Origin of the sequence: Streptomyces sp. CA-294286, assembly GCF_050947155.1 — a bacterium.
GTDB lineage: Bacteria > Actinomycetota > Actinomycetes > Streptomycetales > Streptomycetaceae > Streptomyces.
In genome coordinates, this window is the sequence record NZ_CP192005.1 from 4,994,952 (window position 1) to 5,009,802 (window position 14,851).

Sequence of the window (14,851 nt, forward strand, 5' to 3'; positions counted from 1 at the left end):
CGATGAGTCTGTCTCTGGTCGGCCTCGCGGTCGGCATCGCGCTGGGGTTCGCCGGGTACTTCGGCGGGTTCGGGGCGTTCGTGATCGTCGCGGCACTCGGCCTGATCGGGTGCCTCGTCGGCAGGTACCTGGACGGCGACCTCGACCCGGGCGACCTCCTGCGGCCCCGGGGCCGCGGACGCGACGACCGTTCCCGGCCGCGGTGACGCGGGTGGTGGAGGCGCGGCCGTCCGCGTCCGTACCCGCCGCCGACCGTGGAGCGCTGGAGATCGCGGACCGGGTCGTCACGAAGATCGCCGCCCGAGCGGCCGGCGAAGCGCTCGGCGACACACCGCCGACGGGCGTGGCGGCACCGCACGCCGAGGTGGCCGTGCGCGACTCCCGGGCCCGGGTACGGGTCGGGCTCGAACTGGGCTACCCGTCGGACATCGCCGCGCAGTGCGCCTCGGTGCGCCGCCAAGTCGCCTCGAAAGTACGGGAGTTGGCGGGTATGGAGGTGCCCGAGGTGACGGTGGTGGTCGACCGGCTGCTCCGGGTGGACCCGCAGGGCGGGAGGACGCGGTGAGCGAACACGTACCCACGCTCCAGGCCGAGCCAAGGACGTCGTCCGGCCGACGCGACGCCGCGTCCGCGAAGCGGTTCTGGTCCGCGCGCAAACTTCCCGCCGCCCTCGTCTCCACGGTGCTGCTCGGCACGGCCGGCCTGCTGCTGTACGACGTGGTCGCGGTACGGGCCGGCCGTCCGGGCATGGGCTGGCGCCGCGAGATCGCCACACAGCTGGCCGAGCGCCCGCTGGACCAGGTGTGGGTGAAGGTCGGTGCGGGCCTGGCCGTCGCACTCGGTCTGTGGCTGGTGGTGCTCGCGGTGACCCCGGGACTGCGGTCCCTGCTGCCCATGCGGTCGGACGCCGGCGATCCGGACGTCCGGGCCGGGCTCGACCGGGGAGCCGCGGCCCTGGTGCTGCGCGACCGTGCGATGGGGGTGCCCGGGGTGGAGGCGGCCCGCGTACGGGTCGGCCGCGCCAAGGTCACCGTACGAGCGGTCTCGCACTTCCGTGAACTCGCCGATGTGCGCGAGGAGTTGGAGGACGCGATGCGCGCCGGGGCGGCGGACCTGGGCCTCGCCCGGGACCCCGCGCTCGCGGTGCGGGTCGAGCGGTCGGAACGGGTGACGGGCGGAGAGGGGTGAGGGGGCGTGCAGACCGTGCTGACACGGGTGAACAGGGTGCTGCTGGGGCTGCTGGGCCTGGCGCTGCTCGCGCTGGGCGGCGCCGCCCTGATGGCGGGGCTCGGTGTCCGGGTCCCCTCGTGGTGGCCCTTCACGGGCCGGGGCGACGTGCTGCTGAGCGCGGCGGACCGGGCACGGTGGCGGGACGAGGGGTGGTGGTGGCCGGCCGTGATCGCGGCGCTCGCCGTCGTCGCGCTGCTCGCCCTGTGGTGGTTGCTGGCACAGCTGCGGCGGCAGAGGCTCGCGATGCTGCGGGTGCCGGACGAGGAAGGCCCGGTGCTGCTGCGCGGGCGGGCGCTGGAACGGGTCCTCGGTGAGGAGTCGGAAGCGGTGGAGGGCGTCGACCGGGCCGTGGTCGCCCTGACGGGTCGCCAGTCCGCGCCGCGCGTCCGCATCCGGCTGACGGTGAGCCCGTCCGCGGTCCCGGCGGAGGCGGTCGCGGACCTGGCGGCGGTGGCGGTGGCCCGCGCGCGGGAGTCGGTGCGGCTGGAGAGGCTGCCGACGGAGGTACGGGTACGCGGGGCGGGGGGCCGGGGAGGAGCCGGGCGCGTGCGCTGAGACGAGGCGGGGAAGGAGGGCGCGGCGGACCGGGGAGTGGGGGTGGGTGGCGTACGGCGGGGGCACCGTCGGGTGGGGGCCGCCCCCCCTGCTGCCCATCCGCCCCCTTGCCCACCCGCCCCCTTGCCCACCCGCCCCCAGGCACTCGGTTCGCTCGTGCAGGGGCCCCGCGTGCCCGCGGGGCGGCCGTCCTTGCTGTCTCGGATCGTGGGAGACCTGTGAGGGACCCCGCGTGGCCGAGGGCCGACCCCGCCGTCCAAGAGGCTGAACCTGAAGGCAGCCCCGCGCGCCCGTCGGGCGGATCCCGCCGCCCCGGGGGTGCGGGGCCGCGGGGGAGTGCGGTGGGGCTAGAAGCCGTGGCGGGCACCGCCGTCGACGGGGAGCATGACGCCCGTGAGGTAGGACGCCGCCGGCGACAGCAGGAACGCCGCTGCCCGGCCGAACTCCTCGGGGGTCCCGTACCGCCGCAGCGGGATGCTCGCCTCGTGTCCCGCGCGGGCCGCCTGCGGGTCTGCGGCCAGCGAGTCCAGGTAACGGACCCGGTCGGTGTCGATCCGCGACGGCAGCAGCCCGACCACGCGCACGCCGCGCGGCCCCGCCTCGGCGGCGAGCGACTTCGCGAATCCCGCCAGGCCCGGCCGCAGACCGTTGGAGAGGGTCAGGCCCGGGATGGGCTCGTGCACCGACGCGGACAGCACGAAGCCGATCACACCGCCTTCGCCGAGGGACTCCGCCGCGGTCCGTGCCAGTCGCACCGCGCCCAGGAACACCGCGTCGAACGCGTCCCGCCACTGTGCGTCCGTGCTGTCGGCCACCGTGCCCGCGGGGGGCCCGCCGACGCTGATGAGGATGCCGTCGAACCGGCCGAACCGGCCGCGCGCCTCCTCGATCAGCCGGGCCGCCGTGGCCGGGTCCGCGTTGTCCGCCGCCAACGCCGCAGCGTTCGGGCCCAGTTCACCGGCCGCGTCGGCCAGGGTCTTCTCGTCGCGGGCCGTCAGGACGACCTTCGCCCCGTCCGCCACCAGTTCCTTCGCCGCGGCGAAGCCGAGCCCCCGGCTGGCTCCGGTGACGACGTACACACGGTCCTTCAGTCCAAGATCCATGGCGCTATCCTGCACCCTCCGGCGCGACGGCGTCCTCCCGGGCCAGTGCCAACGCCGTACCCACCAGGCCGATGTGGCTGAACGCCTGCGGGAAGTTGCCCAGCAGACGGCCGGCCACCGGGTCGTACTCCTCGGCGAGCAGCCCCACGTCGTTGCGCAGGGCCAGCAGCTTCTCGAACAGGTCGCGGGCCTCCTTGACCCGGCCCGTCATCAGCAGCGCGTCCGCGAGCCAGAACGAGCAGACCAGGAACGTGCCCTCGCCGCCGGGCAGGCCGTCCACCCGGTGCCCGTCGCCCGTCTCGTCCGCGCTGTAGCGGCGGACGAAGCTGCCGTCCCGGGCGAGTTCGCTGCGCACCGCCTCGACCGTGCCCACCACCCGCGGGTCGTCCGGCGGCAGGAAGCCCACCATGGGGATGAGCAGGGTCGCCGCGTCCAGTTCCCGCGAGCCGTACGACTGGGTGAAGGTGTTGCGCTCCGGGTCGTAGCCCTTCTCGCAGACCTCGCGGTGCACCTCGTCGCGCATCGCCCGCCACCGCGCCGCGTCGCCGGGCAGCGAGGGGTCCGCCTCCAGGGTGCGGACCGCGCGGTCGGCGGCCACCCACGACATGACCTTCGAGTGCACGAAGTGCCGGCGCGGGCCGCGTACCTCCCACAGCCCCTCGTCCGGTTCGCGCCACATCGTCTCCAGGAAGCCGAGCAGGCTGAGCTGGAGGTTCCAGGCGTGCGGCTTGGCGACGAGACCCGAGCCGCGCGCCACGTACAGGGAGTCGATCACCTCCCCGTACACGTCGAGCTGGAGCTGCTCGGCGGCGTCGTTCCCGATCCGTACCGGGGCCGAGCCCTCGTACCCGGCCAGCCACGGCAGTTCCGTCTCCGGCAGCCTGCGCTCGCCGCCCAGCCCGTACATGATCTTCAGGTCGGCGGGGTCGCCGGCGACCGCGCGCAGCAGCCAGTCGCGCCAGTGGGCGGCCTCGTCCAGGTAGCCGGCGGCGAGCAGCGCGCCGAGGGTGAGGGTCGAGTCGCGCAGCCAGCAGTAGCGGTAGTCCCAGTTCCGGACTCCGCCGATCTGCTCCGGGAGGGAGGTGGTGGGGGCGGCGACGATGCCGCCGGTGGGTGCGTAGGTGAGGGCCTTGAGCGTGATGAGCGAGCGCAGCACCGCCTCCCGGTAGGGGCCGTCGTACGTGCACTTGGCGGCCCACAGCGCCCAGTCCTCCAGGCTGTGCTCCAGCGCCTCGTACGGGTCGATGAGCGCGGGGCGGGGTTCGTGCGAGGGGTGCCAGGTCAGGATGAACGCCACCTTCTCGCCCTCGCGGACGGCGAAGGAGGAGCGGGTGCTGTACTGCTGCCCCCAGGTCTTGACCTTCACCCGGTCGGAGCTGGGCACGTCGCGCAGCCAGACCGCGTCGGGGCCCGCCACCGCGACCCTGAGGCCGTCGGAGCGGCGCATCCACGGGACGACGTTGCCGTAGTCGAAGCGCAGCCGCAGTGTGGACCGCATCTCGACCTCGCCGGACAGCCCCTCCACGATGCGCACGACGTCGGGCGCGTTGTCCCGCTGCGGCATGAAATCGGTGACCTTGACCCTCCCCGAGCGGGTCTCCCACACCGACTCCAGGACGAGCGAGTCGCCCCGGTACGAGCGGGAGGCGCAGGTGGCGGAGGACTCGGGAGCGATCCGCCAATGGCCGTTCTCCTCGTCGCCGAGCAGGGCGGCGAAGCAGGCCGCGGAGTCGAAGCGGGGCAGGCAGAGCCAGTCCAGGGAACCGTCACGACCGACCAGGGCGGCGGTCTGGAGGTCCCCGATGAGCGCGTAGTCCTCGATGCGTTGGGTCACGCTCAGGCGTCTGCCCGGTCACGAGCGGGACCAATCCACGCAGGCCGGGGACGAGCGCGGGCCGCTACGCCGAGGCGGTGGCGGGCTCGGCCGCCCCGGCCCCCTCCGTCGCGGCGCGGGCCGCCGCCTCGTCCCGCTCGCGCTTCTCGCGCCGTACGAGAACGACCCAGCCGACCGGCACGCTCGCCGCGAACAGCCACCACTGGACGGCGTACGCCATGTGCGCACCGATCGACTCCGAGTCCGGCACGCCGATCGTCTCGGGGCTGCCGTCGGACGGGGCGGGCTTCGTCAGTTCGAGGTAGCCGCCGAGGACGGGGCGGCCGAGCAGTTTCGACTGCTGCTCGCTGTTGATCAGCATGACGTGCCGGGGCGGCAGCCCGGCGAGGTCCTTGATGCCGCTGCCGGAGGTCGTCTCGTCGGCCTTGAGACGGCCGGTGACGGTCACTTCGCCCCGGGGCGGCGCCGGGATGTGCGGGAACTGCTGCTGGTCGGAGCCGAAGGGCACCCAGCCTCGGTTCACCACGACCGTGCCGCCGCCCTTGAGGTCCAGCGGGGTCAGTACGTGGAAACCGACCTGGTCGTCCCGTGAGGTCCTGCGCCGTACGACGACCTCGTGCGTGGTGTCGAAGGTCCCGGTGGCCGTCGCGGTGCGCCAGTAGTCGGCCCGCGGAACGGTGTGGCCGGGGGAGGTCAGCTCGCCCACCGGCTTCGGCGGGGCCGCGAGGTTCCCCGCGATCAGCTGGTTCTGCGCGACCCTGTGCTCGTGGCGGTGGAGTTGCCAGAAGCCGAGTTCGACCATCGTCGGGACGAGGACGAGCACGAAAAGGGTGAGGAACACCCACTGCCGGGACAACAGGAAGCGGTACACGCATCGACGGTACCTGGCGGGAGGAGACCCCGGGCGGGCGGGTTGCCCGGTCCGGCCTCACCCGTCCGAGGGCGCCGGCGCCACGTCGCGGAGCAGGTGGGTGAACGCGGCCTCGTCGACGACGGGCGTGCCGAAGGCCTTGGCCTTGAGCGTCTTGGAGGTCGCCGAGTCCGGGTCGTTGGTGACCAGGAGGCTGGTGAGCCGGGACACACTCGTCGCGACGTGCAGCCCCGCCTCGACCGTACGGTCCTCCAGCAGGTCGCGGTCCACGGAGGTGTCACCGGAGAAGGCCACCCGCATCCCCTGCATCAACGGCTGGTCCGCCCGGTAACGGCCAGGGTTCGGGTACGGGCAGGCCGGACGCCTGCGGGAGGGCCGCCAGCTCGCGGGGCCGCCATTGCCTCCGCCGTACGAAGGCTGGTAGCCGATCCGGGGCCGGGGCGGGGCGTCCGACCACTCGGTGAGCGGCCGGCACTCCAGGAGCGGCAGCCGCACCCCGCCGCGGGCCGCCGCGTGCAGGCTCGGCCGGAACGCCTCGGCGAGCACCCGCGCGTCGTCCAGCGCGTGGTGCGCCTGCTGCTGCACGACGCCGAAGTGAGCGGCCAGCGAGGCCAGCTTGTGGTTGGGCAGCGGCAGCGCCAGTTCCTTGGCGAGCGCGATCGTGCACAGCCGGTGCTGGACCGGGGCGGTGTGCCCCGCCCGTGCGTACTCGCGGGCCAGCATCGACCAGTCGAACATCGCGTTGTGCGCGACCAGGACGCGCCCGTCGAGCCGGTCGGACAGCTCGCCCACGACCTCCGGGAACAGCGGCGCGCTCCGCAGCACGTCGCTGGTCAGGCCGTGGATCCAGGTGGGTCCCGGGTCCCGTTCCGGGTTGACCAGCGTGTACCAGTGGTCGACGACGTCGCCGTGGGTGTCCAGCCGGTAGACAGCGGCGGAGATGATGCGGTCGTCGCGGGAGAGCCCTGTGGTCTCCACGTCGACGACCGCGTACCCCTGCGGGTAGGCGGTCGGCCAGGGTGCTGCCGCTGTCGTCTGGTCATCGAGCATGGTCACAGAGAATACGGGCCAGGACTGACAGTTCCCTATTCGCCCAGGTCTGCCCCGCACCGGCGGCCGCGACGAGGCCCTCACCGCCCGCCGATCCCAGGACAACGAGGAAGGCCCGCACGGGGGTTGGGGCACCGCCCGCAGACGCAAGGAACCGTCCCCGTCGTCCCGCACCCCGAAGCCGCGCCCCGGCACAGGACGGCGATCGCTCCCAGAGCCCCGGGAGCGGGGCCACGCGCCCGCCGTCGCGCCGGGCGGGTCGGTACGCGTCCGCCGGACGGCGGGGTGGAATCCTCGCGGGGTGAGCGACACGCATGAGTACGAACCCCACCACGCGGACCTCGGCTCCCGCCTCAACTGGCTGCGGGCCGGGGTCCTCGGCGCGAACGACGGCATCGTCTCCACGGCGGGCATCGTCGTCGGCGTCGCCGGGGCCACCGACGACCGCGCCACCCTCCTGACGGCCGGTCTGGCCGGCCTGCTCGCGGGCTCCATGTCGATGGCGGCGGGCGAGTACGTCTCCGTGTCGACGCAGCGCGACGCGGAGAAGGCCGCCCTGGCGCTGGAGAAGCGGGAACTGAGGGAGCAGCCCGAGGAGGAACTGGACGAGCTGACCCAGCTCCTCCGCAGCCGCGGCCTGACCCCCGAGCTGGCCCGGGAGGCCGCGGAACAGCTCACCGAGCGCGACGCCCTGCGCGCGCACGCGCGCGTGGAGCTCGGCATCGACCCCGACGACCTCACCAACCCCTGGCACGCCGCCTGGGCGAGCTTCGCCGCCTTCACCGTCGGCGCGTTGCTCCCGCTCCTCGCGATCATCCTGCCGCCGGAGGCGTGGCGGCTGCCGGTGACGGTGGTCTCGGTGCTGCTCGCCCTCGCCCTCACCGGCTGGGGGAGCGCCCGTCTCGGCGCCGCGCCGCCCAGGCCGGCGGTGTGGCGGAACACGGCGGGCGGGGCGCTCGCGATGGCGGTGACCTACCTGGCCGGCACACTGCTGGGCGCGGTGGGCGTGTAACGGCGGGGGATGCGTGGTTTTTGTCCGTCCGAGGGGGTGCCCGTCGGACGGACCTTCGCCACCATGGTGAGCATGAACCGTATGGCGAACGACACAACTCCCGGTACCACTCCGCGATTTGACGCCCTGGTGGCCGAGGCGGGCCGCATCGCCGTCTCCCTCGGGCACCGCCACACCGGCGCGGAACACCTGATGCTGGCGCTGCTGCGCGATCCCGACGCCGTGCCGACGCAGGTGCTCGCCGAACTCGTCGAGCCCGCCGACATCGACAAGCGCCTGCTGACGCTGGTCACGTCACCGACGTACCACGAGAACCGGCACAGCGACCGGCCGCGCCCCGACCCGCACCGCCCCCGTTCCTGACGGAATTTCTTACATACTTGTGGGTAACAACCTCTAGTCGGGCCCCTGCCCGCGCCTCTATCGTGCGGGCATGCCGAACCTGCCCGATGTCGTGCTGTGGTCGATACCCGCCTTCGTCCTGCTCACCGTGCTCGAAATCGTGAGCTACCGCCTGCACCCCGACGACGGCGCCGAGGGGTACGAGACCAAGGACGCCGCCACCAGCATCACCATGGGACTCGGCAGCATCGGCTTCGACCTCCTGTGGAAGATTCCCATCGTCGCCGTCTACACGGCGGTGTACGAGCTGACGCCGGCCCGCGTCCCCGTGTTGTGGTGGACGATCCCGCTGATGCTGCTCGCACAGGACTTCTTCTACTACTGGTCGCACCGCGGCCACCACGTCGTCCGCATCCTGTGGGCCTGCCACGTCGTCCACCACTCCAGCCGGAAGTTCAACTTCACCACCGCGATGCGCCAGCCCTGGACGACGCTCACCGTCTGGCCGTTCTACCTGCCGCTCATCGCCTGCGGCGTGCATCCGGCCGCCCTCGCGTTCTGCTCGTCCGCGAACCTCGTCTACCAGTTCTGGGTGCACACCGAACGGGTCGGCAACCTGCCCAGGCCCTTCGAGTACGTCCTCAACACGCCCTCGCACCACCGGGTGCACCACGCCTCGCAGGGCGGTTACCTGGACCGCAACTTCGGCGGCATCCTGATCGTCTGGGACCGGCTCTTCGGCTCGTTCGTGAGCGAGACCGACCGCCCCGTCTACGGGCTGACCAAGAACATCGAAACCTACAACCCGCTGCGCGTCGCCACCCACGAGTACGCCGCCATCGCCCGCGACGTACGCGCGGCGCGTACCTGGCGGGAGCGCGCCGGGCGCGTCTTCGCGGGGCCCGGCTGGCAGCCGCGGACCGCGGACCCGGCCGACGCGACCGCCACTCCGGCGAAGGCCGTCGCGCCCCAGGCCGGGGCGACCGCGACACCGACCACGACGACGGCGACGCCGGCCCCAACGACCGCGGCCCCGGCGGCGACGACCGCGCTCCCGGCGGGGGCGACCACGCTCCCGACCGAGGCGACCGCACCCGCGGCCGGCACGACGTCGAGCCCTGCCGGGGCGACCGCCACCGCGCAGCAGCCGGAGCCCGCCGCGTGACCCGTGGCCGGCTGTCCCGCGCCCTTCTCGCCGCCTTCCTCCTCGCCACCGCTGTCGACCTCGTCGGTCTGCTCGCCGGGGTGTGGGCGGTGCACGCGGCGGCCAAACCGCTCCTGATGCCGTTGCTCGCCGGGTACGTGGCCGCGCGCGGCGGACCGCGCCTGTTGATCGTGGCGCTGCTCCTCGGCTGGGGCGGCGACGTGGCGCTGCTCTTCGACGCGGACCCGGCCTTCATGCTCGGCATGGGGTCCTTCGCCCTCGGGCACGTCTGCTACCTGCTGCTCTTCAGGGGCGCGCCCCTGAGCCGCCCGCTCGGCGCCGGGTACGCCCTGGCGCTCGTCGCCGTCGTCGCCCTGCTCTGGCCCGACCTGCCGGCCGACCTGCGCGTCCCGGTCGCCGGGTACAGCCTGCTGCTCACCGTCATGGCGTTCCGGGCCGGCGGCCTGGGCCCGTACGCGGGTGTCGGCGGCGGCCTGTTCCTGCTCTCCGACACCCTCATCGCCACCGGTGTGGCGCAGTGGCCGCAGCTTCCCGCACCCGACTTCTGGGTCATGGCCACCTACGCGGCGGCCCAACTCCTGCTGACGCTGGGCGTGCTCGGGGCCCCGGGCAGCAAGGAGGGCGGGGCCCCGCGCGACCGGCCGCGAAACATCCGCGACCGGCAGGACTCGCGCAGTTCCCCGCCCCTTTGACCCCTGTCCGGTGCCGTGCGGCGCTGTCTAGCGCACCGCGCGCAGGGCGTCGATGATCCCGGCTCCGTAGAAGCCGTTGTCGTTCACGCCGCCCTTGCAGACCGCGTCGATCTTGCCGTCCTTGTTGATGTCGTACGGCTCACCGCACGCGGTGCTCTCGGCGTGCGTCGTCACCATCCGCTCCAGCTGGCGCGGAGTGGCCTTCGGGTGCGTCGACTTCAGCAGCGCGAGGACGCCCGACACGTGCGGCGACGCCATCGAGGTGCCGTTCTTGTAGCCGTAGCCGCCCGGAACGGTCGACAGGATGCGGCCGTCGACGGCCGGGCCCTCCGGCGCCTGGTACGCCGTGCGGTCGCCGCCGGGAGCGGCGATGTCGATGACGCCCTTGCCGTAGTTGGAGTACGACGACTTCAGGTTCTTGGCGCCCGTCGCGGAGACCGTCAGCACGTCGTCCAGCTGCATCGGGATGTCGAGGCACTTCTTCGGGTCGATCGTCCGCGAACCCGGCGTGGAGTCGTTCGGGCTCGTCGTGTCGACGATCTCCTTGGCTCCGAGGTCGAAGTTCGAGTTGCCCGCCGAGGCGACGGAGATCGTGCCCTTCTTCCACGCGTACCCGTGGGCCCGGTCCGTGGCCTCCACGAGGGCGCCCTGGTCCGGGTCGTCCTTGCAGTTGAACATCCACGGGTCGGTGTAGTAGCTGTTGTTCGTGACGTCCGCACCGTGCTCGGCGGCGTACATGAACGCGCAGACGACGGCCTCGGTGTAGAAGAAGCCGGTCGCGTCGGCGACCTTGATGCCGGAGACCTTCACGCCCGGGGCGACCCCCGTGACGCCGACGCCGTTCTTCGCGGCGGCGATGGTGCCCGCCACGTGCGTGCCGTGGTCGGACTCGTCGGCCTTCGGACGCCAGGCGCCGGCCGTGGTGTCCGCCTTGCCGCCGACGCAGCTCGCGGAGCCCTTGGCGTCGAAGTTCGGCGCCAGGTCCGGGTGGGTGTCGTCGACACCCGTGTCGATGACGGTGACGTTGACCTTCTTGGAACCGAGGGTCTTCTGGTGCGCCTTGTCCGCGCGGATCGTCGGCAGCGCCCAGAGCAGCGGCTCCAGCGGGTCCTCGGCCGCGGTCGCCTTCTTCGCGGCGGCCTGCGCCTCGCTCGCGGTGAGGCGCTCCGTGGAGCCCTCCTCCGTGGTGGCGGCGGCCTGCATCGGCGCGGTGCGCGTGGCACCCGCCGAGTCGACGCCGCGCACCTTGCGGATCTGCTTCCCGAACTCCGGGTTCTGGGAGGTGACGACGATGACGCCTATCTTGTCGTACGACACCACTATGGTGCCACCGGCCCTGGCTATCGCCTTCTTGACCGACGCCGCGGTGGACTTGCCGCCGCCGACGTTCACCACGTACGACAGCTTCGGGCCGTCCGCGGCGGGGGCCGCGGCCGCGACCTCCGCCACGGGGGCCGCCGTCGCCGAGGTCATCGGCAGGAAGCCGAGCGAGGCAGTCAGTGCAAGCCCGACGGGCAGCGCCAGTGCGCGCGACCGTCTGGTTCCCAGATGAGCCATGGGTTCTCCACATCATCCGTGCCGAACGTCCCACCGCACATCCGCGGTTGGACGGGTACATGACCAGCGAAGCTATCGCCGATCAACCCGCCGGATCAATGAGTTCGGACAACGAGTTCGGAAAAGAAAACACGACCCGTGAACCGAGTCGCCACGCCGACCGTGCCGTTGTCAGGGGGAGGCAGCACCAACCACCCCTTCCCCGTGAGGTCGTTTTGAGCCGCTCCACCCCGACACCCACCCCACCCGCGTCGCGAGGAGAATCCGTGACCACCGAGGCACCACCGCCCCAGGGCGGACCGGACACCAGCCCTGCCGGGCCCACGACGGAGAAGTTCGTCGAGGTGCAGGAGAGTGCGGAATTCGGCGAACTGCGCCGTGCCCACCGCTCCTTCGCCTTCCCCCTCACCCTCGCGTTCATCGCCTGGTACCTGCTGTACGTCCTGATGTCGAACTACGCCGGCGGCTTCATGGGCACGAAGGTCTTCGGCAACATCAACGTCGCTCTCGTCTTCGGCCTCGGCCAGTTCCTGACGACCTTCCTCATCGCCTGGTTCTACTCCCGGCACGCGGCGACCAAGCTCGACCCGAAGTCGGCCGCCATCAAGTCCCGCCTGGAGGCCGGAGAATGAACCTCCTCGACCCGACCCACCCGGGATGGCAGCTCGCCGCCGGCGAGGGCGCGAGCGAACACCGTCCGCTGATCATCACCCTCTTCGGCCTCTTCGTCGTCGCCACCCTCGGCATCACCGTCTGGGCCGGCAAACAGACCAAGAGCGCCTCCGACTTCTACGCGGGCGGCCGCCAGTTCACCGGCTTCCAGAACGGCCTGGCGATCTCCGGCGACTACATGTCCGCCGCGTCCTTCCTCGGCATCGCCGGATCCATCGCCCTCTTCGGCTACGACGGCTTCCTGTACTCCATCGGCTTCCTGGTCGCCTGGCTGGTCGCGCTGCTCCTCGTCGCCGAGCCGCTGCGCAACTCCGGCCGGTACACGATGGGCGACGTCCTGGCGTACCGGATGAGGCAGCGCCCGGTCCGGACCGCTGCCGGCACCTCCACCATCGTCGTGTCGATCTTCTACCTGCTGGCACAGATGGCGGGCGCGGGCGTCCTCGTCTCGCTGCTCCTCGGCATCACGAGCGACGGCGGCAAGATCGCCATCGTCGCCCTGGTGGGCATCCTGATGATCGTGTACGTCACCATCGGCGGCATGAAGGGCACCACCTGGGTGCAGATGGTCAAGGCGGTCCTGCTCATCGCGGGCACCCTGCTGATCACCTTCCTGATCCTGCTGAAGTTCAACTTCAACGTCTCCGACCTGCTGGGCGCGGCCGCCACCAACAGCGGCAAGGAGGGCTTCCTGGAGCCGGGCCTGAAGTACGGCGTCAGCGCGATGTCCAAACTGGACTTCCTCTCGCTCGGCATCGCCCTCGTGCTGGGCACCGCGGGCCTGCCGCACATCCTGATCCGCTTCTACACGGTTCCCACCGCCCAGGCCGCACGCAAGTCCGTGAACTGGGCGATCGGCATCATCGGCGCGTTCTACCTCATGACGATCGTGCTGGGCTTCGGCGCCGCGGCGCTCCTCAAGCCCGAGGACATCACCTCGTCGAACAAGGCGGGCAACACCGCGGCCCCGCTCGCCGCGCTCGAAATCGGCGGCGGTTCCGGCTCCGCCGGCGGCGCGATCCTCCTCGCCGTCATCTCCGCCGTCGCCTTCGCCACGATCCTCGCGGTCGTCGCGGGCCTCACCCTCGCCTCGTCGTCGTCGTTCGCGCACGACATCTACGCGAACGTCATCCGGCGCGGCAAGGCCACCGAGAAGGAGGAGATGAAGGCCGCCCGCTGGGCCACCGTCTTCATCGGCGTCGTCTCCATCGCGCTCGGCGCCCTCGCCCGCGACCTCAACGTCGCCGGCCTCGTCGCCCTCGCCTTCGCGGTCGCCGCATCCGCCAACCTGCCGACGATCCTCTACAGCCTTTTCTGGAAGAAATTCACCACCCAGGGCGCCCTGTGGTCGATCTACGGCGGCCTCTTCGCGGCCGTCTTCCTCGTCCTGTTCTCGCCCGTCGTCTCCGGCAAGCCGACGTCCATGTTCAAGGGCGTCGACTTCGCCTGGTTCCCGCTGGAGAACCCCGGCCTGATCTCGATCCCGCTGGGCTTCCTGCTCGGCTGGCTCGGCTCGGTCCTCACCAAGGAGGAGCCCGACAAGGGCAAGTACGCCGAGCTGGAGGTCAAGTCCCTCACGGGCACCGGGGCGCACTGAGCCCCCCGTTCCCGTGCAGCGGTCCCGGGGCCGCGTCGTAGGGACCTACGACGCGGCCCCGCCGTCCCTCGTGGCAATCTCTTCCCGGCGTTGTCGGTGCCGTCGCGTAGTGTCGAATACAACAGACACCCATCGGGGAGGGGGCCCACAGTGCTCATCGACACCTATGGCCGGGTCGCCACCGACCTGCGTGTTTCGCTGACGGACAAGTGCAACCTGCGCTGCACGTACTGCATGCCGGAAGAAGGCCTGCAATGGCTCGGCAAGCAGGAACTCCTCAGCGACGACGAAATCGTCCGTCTCATCCGCATCGCCGTCACCGACCTCGGCATCACCGAGGTCCGCTTCACCGGCGGCGAACCCCTCCTGCGCCCCGGCCTGGTCTCCATCGTCGAGCAGTGCGCCGCGCTGGAGCCCCGCCCGAAGATGTCGCTGACCACCAACGGCATCGGCCTCAAGCGCACCGCCACCGCCCTCAAGGCGGCCGGCCTGAACCGGGTCAACGTCTCGCTGGACACCTTGCGTCCCGACGTCTTCAAGACCCTCACCCGCCGCGACCGGCACCGCGACGTCCTCGACGGCATGGCAGCCGCCCGTGCGGCAGGGCTCACCCCGGTCAAGGTCAATGCCGTCCTGATGCCCGGCCTCAACGACGACGAGGCCCCCGACCTCCTCGCCTGGGCCGTGGAGAACGAGTACGAACTGCGCTTCATCGAGCAGATGCCGCTCGACGCCCAGCACGGCTGGAAGCGCGACGGCATGATCACCGCGGGGGACATCCTGGAATCCCTGCGCACCCGTTTCACCCTCACCGAGGAAGGCGAACGCGAGCGCGGATCCGCGCCCGCCGAGCGCTGGGTGGTCGACGGCGGCCCGCACCGGGTCGGCGTCATCGCCTCCGTGACCCGCCCGTTCTGCGGGGCCTGCGACCGCACCCGGCTCACCGCCGACGGCCAGGTCCGCACCTGCCTGTTCGCCCGCGAGGAGTCCGACCTTCGTGCGGCGCTGCGTTCGGAGGCCACGGACCAGGAGATCGCCGAGCTGTGGAAGGTCGCCATGTGGGGCAAGAAGGCGGGCTCGGGCCTGGACGACCCGACGTTCCTCCAGCCGGACCGCCCCATGTCGGCGATCGGCGGCTGAGCGTCCGCCCGGCACAGCGGCCGGGGCGACC

16 protein-coding genes are annotated in these 14,851 nt (G+C 72.1%); 11 read left to right on the forward strand and 5 right to left on the reverse strand.

From position 1 onward, the window contains the following. The first annotated feature begins 2 nt into the window (after positions 1-2). The 4 genes from ACQPZG_RS26760 to amaP are packed head-to-tail and all read left to right on the forward strand — an operon-like array spanning position 3 to position 1,785. A complete protein-coding gene (locus ACQPZG_RS26760) occupies positions 3-206 on the forward strand; it encodes a hypothetical protein (protein ID WP_433548263.1) in 204 nt (67 codons plus the stop codon). Beyond that, positions 203-565, forward strand: coding sequence for a hypothetical protein (locus ACQPZG_RS26765; protein ID WP_433548264.1), 363 nt, complete (start codon positions 203-205; stop codon positions 563-565). The genes ACQPZG_RS26760 and ACQPZG_RS26765 overlap by 4 nt, the downstream gene beginning before the upstream one ends. Next, positions 562-1,188 (forward strand): DUF6286 domain-containing protein, encoded by a 627-nt coding sequence (locus ACQPZG_RS26770; RefSeq protein ID WP_433548265.1) that lies wholly within the window; start codon positions 562-564, stop codon positions 1,186-1,188. The genes ACQPZG_RS26765 and ACQPZG_RS26770 overlap by 4 nt, the downstream gene beginning before the upstream one ends. A 6-nt stretch (positions 1,189-1,194) precedes the next feature. Then, on the forward strand, positions 1,195-1,785 hold the full coding sequence (gene amaP / locus ACQPZG_RS26775; RefSeq protein ID WP_433548266.1) for an alkaline shock response membrane anchor protein AmaP: 591 nt from the start codon (positions 1,195-1,197) through the stop codon (positions 1,783-1,785). A 347-nt stretch (positions 1,786-2,132) separates the two neighbouring features. On the opposite strand, the gene ACQPZG_RS26780 is transcribed toward amaP, so the two are convergent. From ACQPZG_RS26780 to ACQPZG_RS26795, 4 genes are all read right to left on the reverse strand, one after another. Beyond that, on the reverse strand, positions 2,133-2,888 hold the full coding sequence (locus ACQPZG_RS26780; RefSeq protein ID WP_433548267.1) for an SDR family oxidoreductase: 756 nt from the start codon (positions 2,886-2,888) through the stop codon (positions 2,133-2,135). Positions 2,889-2,892: 4 nt separating this feature from the next. Continuing rightward, positions 2,893-4,722 carry a glycoside hydrolase family 15 protein gene (locus ACQPZG_RS26785; protein ID WP_433548268.1) on the reverse strand — a complete coding sequence of 610 codons (1,830 nt, stop codon included), beginning with the start codon at positions 4,720-4,722 and terminating at the stop codon, positions 2,893-2,895. 64 nt (positions 4,723-4,786) lie between these two features. Then, positions 4,787-5,593 carry an SURF1 family cytochrome oxidase biogenesis protein gene (locus ACQPZG_RS26790; protein ID WP_433548269.1) on the reverse strand — a complete coding sequence of 269 codons (807 nt, stop codon included), beginning with the start codon at positions 5,591-5,593 and terminating at the stop codon, positions 4,787-4,789. Between the two features lie 57 nt (positions 5,594-5,650). After that, the gene (locus ACQPZG_RS26795; protein ID WP_433548270.1) at positions 5,651-6,649 is read right to left on the reverse strand and encodes a DEDDh family exonuclease; all 999 of its coding nucleotides are present in this window, start codon (positions 6,647-6,649) and stop codon (positions 5,651-5,653) included. Between the two features lie 295 nt (positions 6,650-6,944). Here ACQPZG_RS26795 and ACQPZG_RS26800 point away from each other — a divergent pair, with 295 nt between their 5' ends. The 4 genes from ACQPZG_RS26800 (at position 6,945) to ACQPZG_RS26815 (ending at position 9,854) form a co-directional block, all read left to right on the forward strand. Then, the gene (locus tag ACQPZG_RS26800; protein WP_433548271.1) at positions 6,945-7,655 is read left to right on the forward strand and encodes a VIT1/CCC1 transporter family protein; all 711 of its coding nucleotides are present in this window, start codon (positions 6,945-6,947) and stop codon (positions 7,653-7,655) included. A 72-nt stretch (positions 7,656-7,727) separates the two neighbouring features. Then, a complete protein-coding gene (locus ACQPZG_RS26805; protein ID WP_433548272.1) occupies positions 7,728-8,018 on the forward strand; it encodes a Clp protease N-terminal domain-containing protein in 291 nt (96 codons plus the stop codon). Positions 8,019-8,088: 70 nt separating this feature from the next. Further along, the gene (locus ACQPZG_RS26810; RefSeq protein WP_433548273.1) at positions 8,089-9,162 is read left to right on the forward strand and encodes a sterol desaturase family protein; all 1,074 of its coding nucleotides are present in this window, start codon (positions 8,089-8,091) and stop codon (positions 9,160-9,162) included. Further along, positions 9,159-9,854: a lysoplasmalogenase gene (locus tag ACQPZG_RS26815; protein WP_433548274.1), complete on the forward strand. Its 696-nt coding sequence runs from the start codon at positions 9,159-9,161 to the stop codon at positions 9,852-9,854. The genes ACQPZG_RS26810 and ACQPZG_RS26815 overlap by 4 nt, the downstream gene beginning before the upstream one ends. Before the next feature lie 27 nt (positions 9,855-9,881). Here the strand turns inward: ACQPZG_RS26815 and ACQPZG_RS26820 are convergent, their stop codons facing one another. Further along, positions 9,882-11,411, reverse strand: coding sequence for a S8 family peptidase (locus ACQPZG_RS26820; protein ID WP_433548275.1), 1,530 nt, complete (start codon positions 11,409-11,411; stop codon positions 9,882-9,884). 266 nt (positions 11,412-11,677) lie between these two features. Between ACQPZG_RS26820 and ACQPZG_RS26825 the strand changes: the two genes are divergently transcribed. The 3 genes from ACQPZG_RS26825 (at position 11,678) to moaA (ending at position 14,820) form a co-directional block, all read left to right on the forward strand. Further along, on the forward strand, positions 11,678-12,043 hold the full coding sequence (locus ACQPZG_RS26825; protein ID WP_433548276.1) for a DUF485 domain-containing protein: 366 nt from the start codon (positions 11,678-11,680) through the stop codon (positions 12,041-12,043). Then, positions 12,040-13,680 carry a solute symporter family protein gene (locus ACQPZG_RS26830; RefSeq protein WP_433548277.1) on the forward strand — a complete coding sequence of 547 codons (1,641 nt, stop codon included), beginning with the start codon at positions 12,040-12,042 and terminating at the stop codon, positions 13,678-13,680. Before ACQPZG_RS26825 ends, ACQPZG_RS26830 begins: the two co-directional genes overlap by 4 nt. 150 nt (positions 13,681-13,830) lie before the next feature. Continuing rightward, positions 13,831-14,820 carry a GTP 3',8-cyclase MoaA gene (gene moaA / locus ACQPZG_RS26835; protein ID WP_433548278.1) on the forward strand — a complete coding sequence of 330 codons (990 nt, stop codon included), beginning with the start codon at positions 13,831-13,833 and terminating at the stop codon, positions 14,818-14,820. Positions 14,821-14,851: the final 31 nt, after the last annotated feature.